Origin of the sequence: Kitasatospora sp. NPDC088346, from assembly GCF_044740765.1 — a bacterium.
In the GTDB taxonomy this organism is placed as follows: domain Bacteria; phylum Actinomycetota; class Actinomycetes; order Streptomycetales; family Streptomycetaceae; genus Kitasatospora.
In genome coordinates this window covers 416,970-429,466 of the sequence record NZ_JBIURH010000002.1, presented here as the reverse complement: position 1 = coordinate 429,466, position 12,497 = coordinate 416,970, and the positions used below count along the sequence as shown (strand labels likewise).

The window sequence follows — 12,497 nt, the reverse complement described above, 5'->3', positions numbered from 1 at the left end:
CACCGGCTCACCCGTTCGGCAGCGACAGCGACTTGTGGAAGAACGTGGTCGACCGCAGCACCCCGGCCGGGTCGGCGGCGTACCGCGGCACGGTGCCCAGCCTGGTCCAGCCGGCCGCCTCGTACAGCCGCTCGGCCGGGCTGCCGGTCTCGGTGTCCAGCAGCAGCAGGCCGATCCCGAGCCCGACGGCCTCGTGCTCGGCGTGCGCGAGCAGCGTCCGGCCCAGGCCCCGGCCGCGTGCCGCGCTGTGCACGACCAGCTTGGCCAGCTCGGCCCGGTGCCGGCCGTTCGGCATGGTGCTCAGCCGCAGCTGGACGGTGCCCAGCAGGCGGCCGGTCGCGGCGTCCCGGGCCGCCCAGAGCACGATCGAACCGTCCGTCACCCCCGCGGCGAGGCCCCGCCACCAGGCGGCGGCCTCGCCCGCGTCCGGCGGCGCCAGGAAGCCCACCGAGGAACCGCCGGCCACCGCGTCCGCCAGCAGCTCGCCGAGCTCCCCGGCGGCGGCCGCCAGCTCCCCGGCGCCCAGGCGGGCGACGGCGGGCGGGGCCGCGGCGGCAGGGACGGCCGGCTCGGTGGACAGCTCGGGCGCGGGCATGTCGGGCTCCAATCGTCGGTCGACTGTGGGCATCATCTCGTACCGGCCGGTATCGAGGTCGCGGCATACTCGTCGCCGCGGCCCCACCCCCGCCGCGCCGTCACCGTCCGAGGAGACCGCCATGGCCACCACCCCCGACCGCCTCGACCCGGCCGACCTGCTCGCCGTCGGCGACCTGCTCACCGACGAGGAGCGGCTGATCCGCGACACCGTGCGGAAGTTCACCGAGGACCGGATCCGCCCCGAGATCGGCGACTGGTTCGAGCGGGGCGTCTTCCCGGTACGCGAACTCGCCCCCGAACTCGGCCGGCTGGGCGTGCTCGGGATGCACCTCGACGGCTACGGCTGCACCGGCTCCACCGCGACCGAGTACGGCGTCGCCTGCATGGAACTGGAGGCCGCCGACTCCGGTCTGCGCAGCTTCGTCTCCGTGCAGGGATCGCTCGCGATGCGCTCCATCCACGCCTTCGGCTCCGAGGAGCAGAAGCAGCAGTGGCTCCCCGAGCTGGCCGCCGGCCGGGCGATCGGCTGCTTCGGCCTCACCGAACCTGACTTCGGCTCCGACCCGGCCAACATGCGCACCCGCGCCCGCCGCAAGGGCCAGGACTGGGTGCTCTCCGGCTCCAAGATGTGGATCACCAACGGCTCGGTCTCGGACGTCGCGGTGGTCTGGGCACAGACCGAGGACGGCGTGCGCGGCTTCCTCGTCCCCAGGGGCGCCTCCGGCTTCACCGCCAACGACGTGCACGGCAAGCTCTCGCTGCGCGCCTCGGTCACCAGCGAGCTGGTCCTCGACGAGGTGCTGCTGCCCGCCGACGCGATGCTGCCCGGCGTGCGCGGCCTGCGCGGCCCGCTCTCCTCGCTCAACGAGGCCCGGTACGGGATCCTCTGGGGCACCGTCGGCGCCGCCCGGGACTGCTACACCGCGGCGCTGGACTACGCGAAGTCCCGGATCCAGTTCGACCGGCCGATCGCCGGCTTCCAGCTGACCCAGCAGAAGCTGGTCGACATGATGCTGGAGGTGGAGAAGGCCTACCTGGTCGCGGTCCGGATCGGCCGGCTCAAGGACGAGGGCCGCAGCCTGCCCGCCCACGTCAGCTTCGGCAAGCTCAACAACGTCCGCACCGCGCTGGAGATCGCCCGCTCGGCCCGGACGATCCTCGGCGCCAACGGCGTCACCACCGCGTACTCGCCGCTGCGGCACGCCAACAACCTGGAGTCGGTGCTCACCTACGAGGGCACCTCGGAGATCCACACCCTGGTCCTCGGTGAGGCGATCACCGGTGAGGCCGCCTACCGCTGACGCCCCGGCGGGCCGGATATCCGGTGGTGGGCGCGGCGGACGGCTGGTTACGGTGGGTGGCGATCCACGAAGGAGAACCACACCGTGACCACCACGACCCTCTGGCGCCCCACCGGTCCCGCAGAGCTGGCGCTGGTCGAGGCCGCCGACTGGCGGGCCTGGCCACCGCGGCTCCCGGACCAGCCGATCTTCTACCCGGTGCTGAACGAGGACTACGCCGTCCGGATCGCCCGCGACTGGAACGTCCCGGCCTCCGGGGTCGGCTACGTCACCCGGTTCGAGGTGGAGACCGCCTTCCTGGCCCGCTACCCCGTCCGGCAGGCCGGCGGCGAGACGATCCTGGAGCTGTGGGTCCCCGCCGAGGAGCTCGCCGAGTTCAACCGGCACCTGGTCGGGCGGATCGAGGTCGTGCACGAGTTCCGCCCCGCGGCCGGGCCCTCCGGCGCCTGACCCGGGGCCGACCGGCCGGACGCGGACGGACCGCCGACTGCCCCACACCCCCGCCACGATCGGGGGCCCCGGGTTTCGCGGGACCGTCCGCGTGCGGTAGGACGGGGCGTAACCCCACGCGAAGGAGCTCCATGGCATCCCCATCCGTCGACGCCGACGGGGACCGATCGACCGACTCCGCCCCCATACCGGCGGCGACCACCGCACCGCCGAGCCCGACCACCGTCGTCGTGCTCGGTGGCCTCGCCGCACTGGGCCCCCTCACCCTCGACCTCTACATGCCGGCCCTGCCGGCGCTCACCTCCGACCTGCACTCCACCGTGCCGGCCGCCCAGCTGACCATCACCGCCTCGATGATCGGCCTGTCCCTCGGCCAGCTGCTGTTCGGCCCGCTGAGCGACCGGCTCGGCCGGCTGCGGCCGCTGACCGTCGGCCTGGTGGTCTACACCCTCGCCACCGTGGTCTGCGCCCTCGCCCCGTCGATGCCGGTGCTGATCGGCGCGCGGCTCGTCCAGGGCGTGGCCGGCTCGGCCGGCCTGGTGATCTCCCGGGCGATCGCCCGGGACCGCTACGAGGGCGTCGCGATGATCCGTTTCCTCGCCTCGCTCGGCATGATCTCCGGACTGGCCCCGATCTTCGCCCCGGTCGTCGGCGGCCAGATCCTGCGCCTCACCCCCTGGCGCGGGACCTTCGCCGTGCTCTCGGTGGTCGGCGCCGCGCTCACGCTGGGGGCGCTGTTCGTGCTCCGCGAGACGCTGCCGCCGGAGCGGCGGCACGCGGGCGGCCTCGCGGTCACCTTCCGCGCCATCGGCGGCCTGCTGAAGGACCGGCCGTTCCTCGGGTACGTGCTGACCAGCACCTTCGCCTTCGGGGCGCTGTTCGCCTACATCGGCGGCTCCTCGGTCGTCCTCCAGGGCGTCTACCACGTCTCCCCGCAGGCCTACAGCCTGATCTTCGCCACCAACTCGGTCGGCGTGGTGGCGTTCACCCAGCTGAACGGCCGGGTCCTGGCCGGGCGGTTCAGCCAGCCCGTGCTGATGCAGGCGGGGCTGGCCGCCGCCGGACTCGCCGGGGTGGCACTGATCGTCTTCACCACCGTCTGGGACGTCGGGCTGGCGGGCGTGTGGCCCGCGCTGTTCCTGCTGATGGCCGGTCAGGGCCTGATCCTGCCGAACTCGGCCGCCGGGGCGCTCACCATGGCCCCGCACGCGGCCGGCTCCGCCTCCGCCCTGCTCGGCACCAGCACCTTCCTGTGCGGCGCCGTCGTCGCGCCGCTGAGCAGCATCGGCGGCGAGCCCTCGGCCGTCGCGCTCGGCACCCTCGTGCTCGGCTGCGCCGTCCTGGCCGGGGGCGCGTACCTGCTGCTCTGCCGCCCCTGGGCGCGGCCCGAGCCGGTCGCGGACAGCCCGGCGGTCGCTTAGACCCTCCCGCCGGCCCGCACGGGGAAGCGTGTGCGGGCCGGCGGCGCCGGGGCGGGGATCAGGAGACGGTGAAGTCGTCCCCGTACACGCTGCCCTGTCCGAACCAGCCGTGCAGGTAGACGGTGACGGTGCCGGAGGCGCCGGTGGTGAACGGCACGCTCAGCCTGGTCCAGCCGGTGCCGGACGTCCAGCTGCTGGCCGTGGCACCGCCACTGACGCCGAGGAAGGCGTAGCTGCCCTGCACCCACGCGCTCAGGGTGTACCTGGTGTTCGGCGCGAGGGTCACGCTCTGGCCGCACTCGCCGGTCTGGCTCGCGGTGGCCGCCGCCTGGAGGGCCTTGGCACCACTGTGCACCGGGGTGGAGACCACGGCGCCGCCGCTCTGGCAGGTCCACGGGCTCAGACTGCCGCTCTCCAGACCGCCGTTGACGAGGCCGGTCCCGCCGGAGGCGTTGACGGTCAGGGTGTAGGTGGCGGTGTGGCTGCCGGAGGGGGCGGTGCCGGTGACGGTGAGCGGGTAGCTGCCGGGGGTGGTGGCGGCTGTGGTGGTGATGTTCAGCGCGGCGCTGGTGCCGGCGGTCACGGAGGAGGCGCTCAGGGTGGCGGTGACGCCGGCCGGTGCGCCGGTGACGGCGAGGTTGACGGTCTGGGCCGTGCCCGAGGTGACGGCGGTGGTGACCGTCGCGGCGGCCGAACCGCCGGGGTTCACGGCGCCGCCGGCGGGCGCGAGACCGACCGAGAAGTCGTTGGTGCTCTGGCCGCCGCCGGTGAACGGCGCGAAGATCCGCGAGAAGTCCCAGGTGCCCTGGTTGATCCCGGAGCAGCTGTCGGAGCCCGCGGTGCCGGGGCAGCCGCCGTTGTCGCGTTGCAGCGCCCAGAAGGACAGCGTGTTGATGCCCTTGCTCGTGGCCCAGTTGTAGACGTTGGTGGCGTCGGCCAGGGTGAAGGTCTCGGCCGGGCCGAAGTCGTCGATGCCCAGCATCTCGATGATGCCGATCGAACCCCACAGCTGCGCGGGCGTCTTGGCCGGGTAGAGCTTGGCCAGCTGGTTGTAGAGCCCGGTGGTGGCGGTCTTGGTGTCCTCGCCCATGGTGTGGGCGGCGTTGTCGTAGTAGTCGAAGGTCATCTGGTTGACGACGTCGATCCGGGCGTTGTTCTGCACGGCGTTCTTGAGCACGGCGAGGCCGCTGGCGGCGAGCCCGCTGGTGGTGGTCGGCAGCGTGTACGAGAACTGGACGGAGCGCCCGTTGGCGGCGGCCCAGTCCTGCACCAGCTTGATCGCCTTGTTGCGGCGGTCGATGCCGGCCGTGTTGGTGAGCGAGTTGTCCTCGATGTCGAGGTCGATCCGGCTGATGTCGTAGGTGGTGACCACCTTCTCGAAGGCTGCGGCGATGGCGTTCACGTCGGTGCAGCTGTCGGCGAGTTCGGTGCCGGTGTTGTCGGCCGTGTAGCCGCCGAAGGACGGGATGACGTCGCCGCCGTCGGCCTTGATGGTGGCGATCTCGCTGCCGAAGACGGCCGAGGAGACCGGCATCCCGGTGTCGCCGTTCCAGTACGGCGTGCAGGAGCCCTTGCCGGCGGTCTGGAGGAAGGCCATGGTGAGGTGCTTGGCGCCGGACTGGGCGGCCAGGGTGGCCGGGTTGGCGCCGGTCCAGGCCTCGAAGTACGGGGCGAAGACGTGCTGCGGCAGCGGGGTGGCCGCGTGCGCGGTGCCGCCGCCGGCGACCAGCAGGCTCGCCGAGGCGGCCACGGTGGCACAGGTGGTCAGCAGGGCCTGGATCGATCTGTACAGGCGCATGGATGCTCCAACAGACAGGAAGGAAGGCCGCCGGCCCGGACCTGGGCGCGGCGGTGACTGCCGCCGCGGCGGCAGGTACGACTGGGGTGGTGCGGCGGTGCACGACAGCACAGCCGGCCGGTGGTCACACCCCCACGATGCGTCCCGGTCGGAAGACCACCGCCTATGTTTGGACTAGACCAGTCGTCTGTCAAGGGTCCTAACAGTTCGTCAGCGTAGCGTCCGGGGCCGGTGTCCCGCGCGGAGATCACGCTTGCCGAGCGCGCCGCCGATCCGAGATGATCGCTCCCATGTACGACTTCGGCCGGGAGGGCGGCCCCCGCCCACGCCGATGAGCCCCGCGCCGCCGTTCGGGGAGAACGGCAGGCCGGGGCTCTGTGTCGGTCCGTGACCGCGGTGCCGTCGGGCACGGCGCGGCGGGCCGGTCCCGCGGGCCCGGTGCCCGGCGCGCGGTTCCGCCGACCACTCCCGGGCCGGACGCCGGGGGGCGCCCGACCCGGGAGTCGTTCCACCGCCGGGACCGGCGGCGAAGGGGATCAGCCGAGGTTGTTGGCCTTCAGCCAGTCCTTGGCGACCTTCTGCGGGTCCTCCTTGTCCACCGCGACCTTGGTCATCAGGGCGGTCAGCCCGACGGTGTCCAGCTTGGCGGAGACGGCGTTCAGCGCGGCGGTCGAGGTCGCGTCCACGCCGGCCTTGTTGACCAGCGGGGTGACGTTCTGCGAGCTGAAGACGTTCTTCGGGTCGGCCAGCGGGACCAGCTTGAACTGGACGATCCGCGGGTCGGTGGTGAACACGTTGCCGACCTGGATGCCGCTGTCCTTGAGGGCGTTGGCGGTGGTGTCGGCGGTGGGCTTCCACTCCTTGAAGGTCAGCCCGTAGGCGTCCTTGAACTGCTGCTCACGGCGCGACTTGAACTCCGGCGGGCCGCCGATGGTGAACTCGCCGGCCTTGGCGGCCAGGTCCGCGATGCTCTTGAGCTGGTACTTGTCCGCGGTCTCCTGGCTGACGGTGAGCGAGTCCTTGTCCTCGGCCGCCGCGGAGTCCAGCACCGCCAGCTCGGCGGGCAGCTTCTGCAGCAGCGCGGCGTTGACGTCCTGGGTGCCGGTGGCGGTCGCCTTCGGGTCCAGGTAGCCGAGCAGGGCGCCGTTGTACTCCGGCAGCACCGTCAGGCTGCCGCTCTGCAGCTGCCCGTACAGCACCTCGCGGCTGCCGATGTTGAACTTCTCCTCGACCTTCACGCCCTTGGCCTTGAGGGCCTGCGAGTAGATCGAGGCGAGCAGCACGTTCTCCGGGAAGTTGGCCGAGCCGACCACCACGGTCTTCCCGCCGGACGCCGGGGCGCCGCCGCTGGGCGCCGCCAGCGGGTCGCCGCCGCCCGAGGAGCTGCAGGCCGCGGCGCCCAGCACGATCGCGGCGGCGGTGAGGGTGGTGACCAGACGGGACTTCATAGGGCTTCCTCAGGGGTGGTGGCGGACCGCCGGACGCGGCGGGCGCCGGGCGGCAGGGTGAGACGGATCAGCAGGGCGAACACCAGCTGGGTGGCCACGGCCAGCAGCACCACCAGCAGGGCGCCGCCGAGCGTGGTCGGGAAGTTGCGGGTGGCGAGCCCGTCGATGACGTACCGGCCGAGCCCGCCGAGACCGACGTACGCGGCCACCGTGGCCGTCGCGATCACCTGGACGGCGGCGGTGCGCAGGCCCGCCAGCACCGTCGGCAGCGCGGCCGGGACACACACCCCGAACAGCACCTGGCGGTGGGTCAGCCCGATCCCGCGGGCCGCGTCGCGGACCTCCGGGTCGGTGCCGGCGATGCCCTCCGCGGTGGCCACCAGGAGCGGCGGTGCCGCCAGCGCGACCAGCGGCACCAGCACGGCGAGGTCGTCGACCCCGGCCAGCAGCACGGCCAGGGTCACCAGGCCCAGGGTGGGCAGCGCCCGGGCGACGCCGGTGAGCGCGGTGACCACGAAGGTGCCGCGCCCGGTGTAGCCGATCAGCAGACCGACCGGGACGGCGAGGACCGCCGCGAGCACCAGGGCCTCGCCCGAGATCACCAGGTGCTCGGCGATCCGGTGGGCGATCGCGTCGGGGCCGCTGCGGTGGTCGGGGGCGGTGAAGAAGGTGGTGAGCCAGTCGAACCAGTTCATCGGCCGGCCCCCGCCCGCCGGGTCGCCCACGGGGCGAGCAGCCGCCGGGCCAGTACCAGCAGCAGGTCCGTGACCAGCGCGAGCAGCGCCACCAGCACGATCCCGGCGACGATCGGCGTCGGGAAGGTCCGCTGGAATCCGTCGATGAACAGGTAGCCGAGACCGCCCCGGCCGACCAGCGCGCCGACCGCCGTCAGCGAGATGGACGCGACCGCCGCCACCCGCAGGCCGGCCGCCAGGAACGGCACCGCGGCGGGCAGTTCGACGGCCGTCAGCCGGTGCCAGTGGCCGTACCCCATCGCGGTGGCCGCCTGCCGGACGGCCTCGGGCACCGCGCGCAGCCCGTCCACCGTGGTCGGCAGCAGCACGGCGATCGCGTAGAAGGTGAGCGGGACCATCACCGTCGCCCGGGTCGCCAGGCCGGTGTACGGGATCAGCACCACGAACACGGCCAGCGAGGGCAGCGCGTACACCACGTTGAACAGGCCGGCCAGCGGCTGGTACAGCTTCGGCCAGCGGGTGCAGGCGAGGCCCAGCGGGACGGCCACCAGGGCACCGATCAGCACCGGGACGAGGGCGATCACGGCGTGGTCCAGGGTGAGGCCCCAGAGGTAGCCGAGATGGTCGCCGATCCACGTCCAGCGGACCAGGGGTTCACCGTCCACCGGGCGCCGCCTCGTGCTCGGCGGCCGACCGGTCGGTGGTGTCGGGCCCGGCGGGTGCGGCAGGCGTGGCGGGAGCGGCGGGCGTGGTGGGAGCGGCGGGCGTGGTGGCGGGCCCGGTGGCGGCCAGGACCGTCGCCCGGTCCGCGAGGCCGGTGGCCCGGCCGCTGTCGTCCACCGCGACGGCCGCGCCGGCGGGGGAGAGCACCGCGGCGTCCAGCGCGCTGCGCAGGGTGTCCCGGCCGGGGTGGAAGGCGGGCGCCGGACGCAGGTCGCCGCCGTCCGGGGAGCGCCAGCCGGCCGGCCGGCCGTCCCCGTCCAGGGCCAGCTGCCAGCCGCCCGGACGGTGGGTCACCGGCTCCAGGCCGAGACCGGCGGCCGGCCGCAGCCCGAGGCCGCGCAGCCCGCGGTCGCGGCCCAGGAAGGCCGCCACACCGGCGTCGGCCGGGGCGGTGAGGAGGGTGTGCGGATCGGCCAGCTGGGCGATCTCGCCGTGCTCGCGGAGCACCACCACCTGGTCGCCCAGGCGGACGGCCTCCTCGATGTCGTGCGTGACGAACAGCACCGTCTTGTTCAGCTCCGACTGCAGGCGCAGCAACTCCTCCTGCAACCCGGCCCGCACCACCGGGTCGACCGCGCTGAACGGCTCGTCCATCAGCAGGACGGGCGGGTCGGCGGCGAGCGCCCTGGCCACCCCGACCCGCTGCTGCTGCCCGCCCGACAACTGGTACGGGTAGCGGGCGCCCGCCTCCGGCGGCAGTCCGACCAGCTCCAGCAACTCCTGCGCGCGGGCCCGGGAGCGCCTGCGGTCCCAGCCGAGCACCCGCGGCACCGTGGCGATGTTGTCCAGCACCCGCCGGTGCGGGAACAGGCCGGCCTGCTGGATCACGTACCCGATGCCGCGGCGCAGCCGGGCCGCGTCCCGCTCGGCGACGTCGACACCGTCCAGCAGCACCCGGCCGGAGGTCGGCTCGACCATCCGGTTGACCATCCGCAGGATCGTGGTCTTGCCGCAGCCGGACGGACCGACCAGGACCGTTATTCGCCCCGCGGGGACGTCGAGGTCAAGGCCTCCGACGGCGACCGTGCCGTCGGGGTGGCGCTTGGCGGCGCCGTCGAATCTGATCACAGGGTTGGTCCTCAGCGATGGCCGTACGGTGGAATCGAACAACTGTCGAACGGTAAGTCAGCCATGCTGCTGCCCGCACCCGGGTCGGCGCAAACCTTGATCCGCCGGACGGGTCGGCAGCCCGGCCGCCGCCCAGGCGACGAACCCGCCGTCCAGGTCCGTGGCCCGGTGCAGGCCCAGCTCCCGCAGACTCGCGGCCGCCAGACTCGACGCGTACCCCTCCGAGCAGACCACGATCACCTCGATCCCGCTGCCGGTCGCCTCGGGAATCCGGTGACTGCCCGCCGGGTCGAGCCGCCATTCCAGCACATTGCGCTCGATGATCAGCGAATCGGGGATCTCACCCTCACGGACACGCTGCGCGGCCGGACGGATGTCCACCAGCAGCGCACCCCGGGCCGCCGCCTCCTGAGCCTCCGTCGGGCCCGGCCGGTGCACACCCACCCGCGAGCGCGCCACCAGCGCGTCCACGCCGGTCGCCACCTCCGCCCGCCGGCCGTCCTGACGGCTCACCACTGCTCCGGCCCTTCCACCGCGGTCCGCACCAGGCCACCGGCCCGCAGCTCGTAGCGGGACATCCCGCCCAGCGGCGGCGAGTACGCATGGATCGTCACCGCCGGACCCGCACCCGTGTTGCGCACGTCGTGCAGGTACTCCGGACCGAACGCGCGCTCCGTACCACGACCCAGACGCCGGATCAGCAACTGCTGCTCAGGCCCGCCGAGCGACAGCTCCTCCAACTCGCCGAGCGCCACCGTGAACGCCCCGCGCGACCCGCCGTGGTCGTGGAACCCGGTCGACTGCCCCGGCAGCCAGCTGATCAGCCACACCTCGTGGTCCGCGTCCGCGGCCAGCCGTTCGTACCAGCGGTCGTCGCCGGCCAGCCGGACCCGGTGCAGCCACTCCTGCGGCCGCTCGGCCAGCTTGCGGACGACCGCCCGCAGCGCGTCCGGGGACAGCGGCGGCCGGGCGGACCGCGACTGCGGTGCCTGCGGGGATGTCTGCGGGGGCGTCTGCGGGGGTGCCGGAACGAGACTCACAACACTCATCGGAAGTCCTCAACGAGCCGAAGGGACGGCGGCACCCCTGCGCGACAACAGCACGGGACACCGACCGCAAGGACGGGCGAAGCGTCAGTGGAACAGGGCCCCGGAGAACGGCACAGGGCGGGAACGAACGGTCAGCGGGCACACATGTCGCTCGCCTGGCGTCGCAGATCGACGTGCAGGCGGCAGACCAGAGCGGTGCCGGGCTTCATGCGCCGAATCGTTCACGAAAGCCCCCACCGAGTCAAGCCGGGTCCACCCTCCGGACCAGCCCGTCGTCCATCCGCCGCCGTAGCGCGGCGACCCGCTGGCGGACCATCGTCACCTGATCCCCGAGACCGTCCCGCTGTCGGGCCACCCGGAAGGAGAGCTGGCCGTCGTGGCGCCGGTACCGGAGGGTGTCGGCGCCCACGTACACGCCTGGACGGACGGCCGACACCGCCATCAACAGCGCCGTGTCGTCCATCCCCCACAGCGCCGGCCACCCACCGAACTCCAGCAGTACCGAGCGCCGCCACATCACCCCGGCCGGGTGCAGCGGTACGGAGTAGGCCGACGGTTCGGTCCGCCAGCGCAGGTACACCTCGCCGGGCGCGAGCAGGCCCGGTCGGAGGTCCAGGGCGACGGACACCAGGGAGCCGTCCGGGAGCAGATCCCTGGCGTCGCCGACGGCATAGGCGGCGTCGGGTCGCGCCCGCAGCGCATCGGCCAGCAGGGTCAGCGCGTCCGGCTCCAGCTCGTCGTCCGCGTCCAGGTTCTGCACCAGCTCGCCCCGGCAGCGGGCGAGTCCCCGGTTGCGGGCCTCGGCGGGCCCGTACCCGCCCGGCCGTGCACTGCCGCCGACGCTCAACAGCCCGCCGGCGCGGGCCGCCAGCAGGGAGGGCGGCAGCACGGGCACGGGGCCGTCGAACTGCAGCACCCACTCCCAGTCCGTGCCGTGCTGCGCCTCCAGCGAGGCGAGGGCGTCCGGAAGGGTGCCGGCCCGGTCCGTCCGGCAGGCGGTGAGCACGGAGACGGCGGGCACGGAGACGGCGGGCACGGAGAGGGTGGGGGCCGGCCCGGTCGGCGCGCCGGGACGGCCGTCGCGTGCGCGCATGGCTCCCCCGGCTCGGCAGGTCGACGCGGTCGATTCTACGTTCGACGCTCGACCCGGCTCCCGACCGGTCCTCCGTGCGGTGCGGGGTGCCCGGAACGACCGTAGACCCGCCCCCGGGGAAGGGCAGGTCTACGGTGTCTGAGGGTGGGGGTGCGGGGGGTGTCAGTTGTCTTCGGTGGCGTTCTGGTCGGCTTCGGCGGCTGCGCTCTCGGCGGCGTCCAGTTTCTGCTGGAGGTCGGAGAGTTGGGAGTCGTCGAGGGTGGCCGAGGGGGCTGCCTGGTGGGGGGCGGCGGGGTGCGGGCCGCAGGCGGTGAGGAGGAGGGCGGTCGTGAGGGCCGCTGTCGCCAGGAGGGCCGTGGTGCGTCGGGTCACCGGTGGGTCACTTGCCGGTGGAGGGGCTCTGGGTGCCGCACCAGGCGGCGACGGCCTTGAGGTCGTTCTGCCGGGTCTGCAGGGTGGTGACCAGGCTCTTGCGGAAGGTCAGCCGGTCGTTCAGGTAGGTCTGGATCTCGGTGTGGCCGGCGGACTTGGCGTTGTTCACGCGCTGCTCCAGCCGGGCGACCGAACCGACGGTGCCGGCGTCGCCGTTGAGCCGCTCCAGGGCCTTGGTGACGCGCTCCTCGGTCTTCGGGAGGCGCTTGCAGATGGCCTTGGCGCCGTCGCCCTTGGGCGTCGGTGCGGCCTGGGCGGGGGCTGCCGCGAGCAGGGCGCCCGCGACGGCGAGCGAGGCGACGGCGGCCGTGGTGGCCTTGCGGTTGACGAGCACGGTGGCCTCTTCTCCGGTTCGCGGACGTCGGTGGTTCCCGACTCGGCAGGAGCGTAGGGGCCGTTCTTGTGGATTCCCTGTGGAAGTC

14 protein-coding genes are annotated in these 12,497 nt (G+C 73.5%); 3 read left to right on the top strand and 11 right to left on the bottom strand.

Annotated elements, in window-relative coordinates:
* Positions 1 to 7 precede the first annotated feature (7 nt).
* The gene (locus ACIOFR_RS05560) at positions 8 to 595 is read right to left on the bottom strand and encodes a GNAT family N-acetyltransferase (RefSeq protein WP_400992693.1); all 588 of its coding nucleotides are present in this window, start codon (positions 593 to 595) and stop codon (positions 8 to 10) included.
* Between the two features lie 121 nt (positions 596 to 716).
* On the opposite strand from ACIOFR_RS05560, the gene ACIOFR_RS05555 reads away from it, so the two are divergent.
* The 3 genes from ACIOFR_RS05555 to ACIOFR_RS05545 all read left to right on the top strand — a co-directional run bounded on the left by ACIOFR_RS05555 (position 717) and on the right by ACIOFR_RS05545 (position 3,769).
* On the top strand, positions 717 to 1,898 hold the full coding sequence (locus ACIOFR_RS05555) for an acyl-CoA dehydrogenase family protein (protein ID WP_400992691.1): 1,182 nt from the start codon (positions 717 to 719) through the stop codon (positions 1,896 to 1,898).
* An 84-nt stretch (positions 1,899 to 1,982) separates the two neighbouring features.
* Positions 1,983 to 2,348 carry a hypothetical protein gene (locus ACIOFR_RS05550; protein ID WP_400992689.1) on the top strand — a complete coding sequence of 122 codons (366 nt, stop codon included), beginning with the start codon at positions 1,983 to 1,985 and terminating at the stop codon, positions 2,346 to 2,348.
* A 131-nt stretch (positions 2,349 to 2,479) separates the two neighbouring features.
* Complete coding sequence (locus tag ACIOFR_RS05545; RefSeq protein ID WP_400992687.1) at positions 2,480 to 3,769, top strand: multidrug effflux MFS transporter; 1,290 nt, start codon at positions 2,480 to 2,482, stop codon at positions 3,767 to 3,769.
* 58 nt (positions 3,770 to 3,827) lie between these two features.
* On the opposite strand, the gene ACIOFR_RS05540 is transcribed toward ACIOFR_RS05545, so the two are convergent.
* The 10 genes from ACIOFR_RS05540 to ACIOFR_RS05495 form a co-directional block, all read right to left on the bottom strand.
* Positions 3,828 to 5,567 carry a glycosyl hydrolase family 18 protein gene (locus tag ACIOFR_RS05540; RefSeq protein ID WP_400992686.1) on the bottom strand — a complete coding sequence of 580 codons (1,740 nt, stop codon included), beginning with the start codon at positions 5,565 to 5,567 and terminating at the stop codon, positions 3,828 to 3,830.
* Between the two features lie 536 nt (positions 5,568 to 6,103).
* A complete protein-coding gene (locus tag ACIOFR_RS05535; RefSeq protein ID WP_400992684.1) occupies positions 6,104 to 7,015 on the bottom strand; it encodes an ABC transporter substrate-binding protein in 912 nt (303 codons plus the stop codon).
* Complete coding sequence (locus tag ACIOFR_RS05530) at positions 7,012 to 7,710, bottom strand: ABC transporter permease (protein ID WP_400992683.1); 699 nt, start codon at positions 7,708 to 7,710, stop codon at positions 7,012 to 7,014. The genes ACIOFR_RS05535 and ACIOFR_RS05530 overlap by 4 nt, the downstream gene beginning before the upstream one ends.
* Positions 7,707 to 8,375 (bottom strand): ABC transporter permease, encoded by a 669-nt coding sequence (locus ACIOFR_RS05525; RefSeq protein WP_400992681.1) that lies wholly within the window; start codon positions 8,373 to 8,375, stop codon positions 7,707 to 7,709. The genes ACIOFR_RS05530 and ACIOFR_RS05525 overlap by 4 nt, the downstream gene beginning before the upstream one ends.
* A complete protein-coding gene (locus tag ACIOFR_RS05520) occupies positions 8,365 to 9,501 on the bottom strand; it encodes an ABC transporter ATP-binding protein (RefSeq protein WP_400992679.1) in 1,137 nt (378 codons plus the stop codon). Before ACIOFR_RS05520 ends, ACIOFR_RS05525 begins: the two co-directional genes overlap by 11 nt.
* A gap of 57 nt (positions 9,502 to 9,558) precedes the next feature.
* Complete coding sequence (locus tag ACIOFR_RS05515; RefSeq protein WP_400992678.1) at positions 9,559 to 9,972, bottom strand: rhodanese-like domain-containing protein; 414 nt, start codon at positions 9,970 to 9,972, stop codon at positions 9,559 to 9,561.
* 38 nt (positions 9,973 to 10,010) lie between these two features.
* Positions 10,011 to 10,550, bottom strand: a complete 540-nt coding sequence (locus ACIOFR_RS05510) for a cysteine dioxygenase (protein ID WP_400992676.1) — start codon at positions 10,548 to 10,550, stop codon at positions 10,011 to 10,013.
* A 241-nt stretch (positions 10,551 to 10,791) separates the two neighbouring features.
* On the bottom strand, positions 10,792 to 11,643 hold the full coding sequence (locus tag ACIOFR_RS05505) for a glycosyltransferase family 2 protein (RefSeq protein WP_400992675.1): 852 nt from the start codon (positions 11,641 to 11,643) through the stop codon (positions 10,792 to 10,794).
* A gap of 162 nt (positions 11,644 to 11,805) precedes the next feature.
* Positions 11,806 to 12,015 carry a hypothetical protein gene (locus tag ACIOFR_RS05500; protein WP_400992674.1) on the bottom strand — a complete coding sequence of 70 codons (210 nt, stop codon included), beginning with the start codon at positions 12,013 to 12,015 and terminating at the stop codon, positions 11,806 to 11,808.
* Between the two features lie 7 nt (positions 12,016 to 12,022).
* On the bottom strand, positions 12,023 to 12,409 hold the full coding sequence (locus tag ACIOFR_RS05495) for a hypothetical protein (protein ID WP_400992672.1): 387 nt from the start codon (positions 12,407 to 12,409) through the stop codon (positions 12,023 to 12,025).
* Between the last annotated feature and the right edge of the window lie 88 nt (positions 12,410 to 12,497).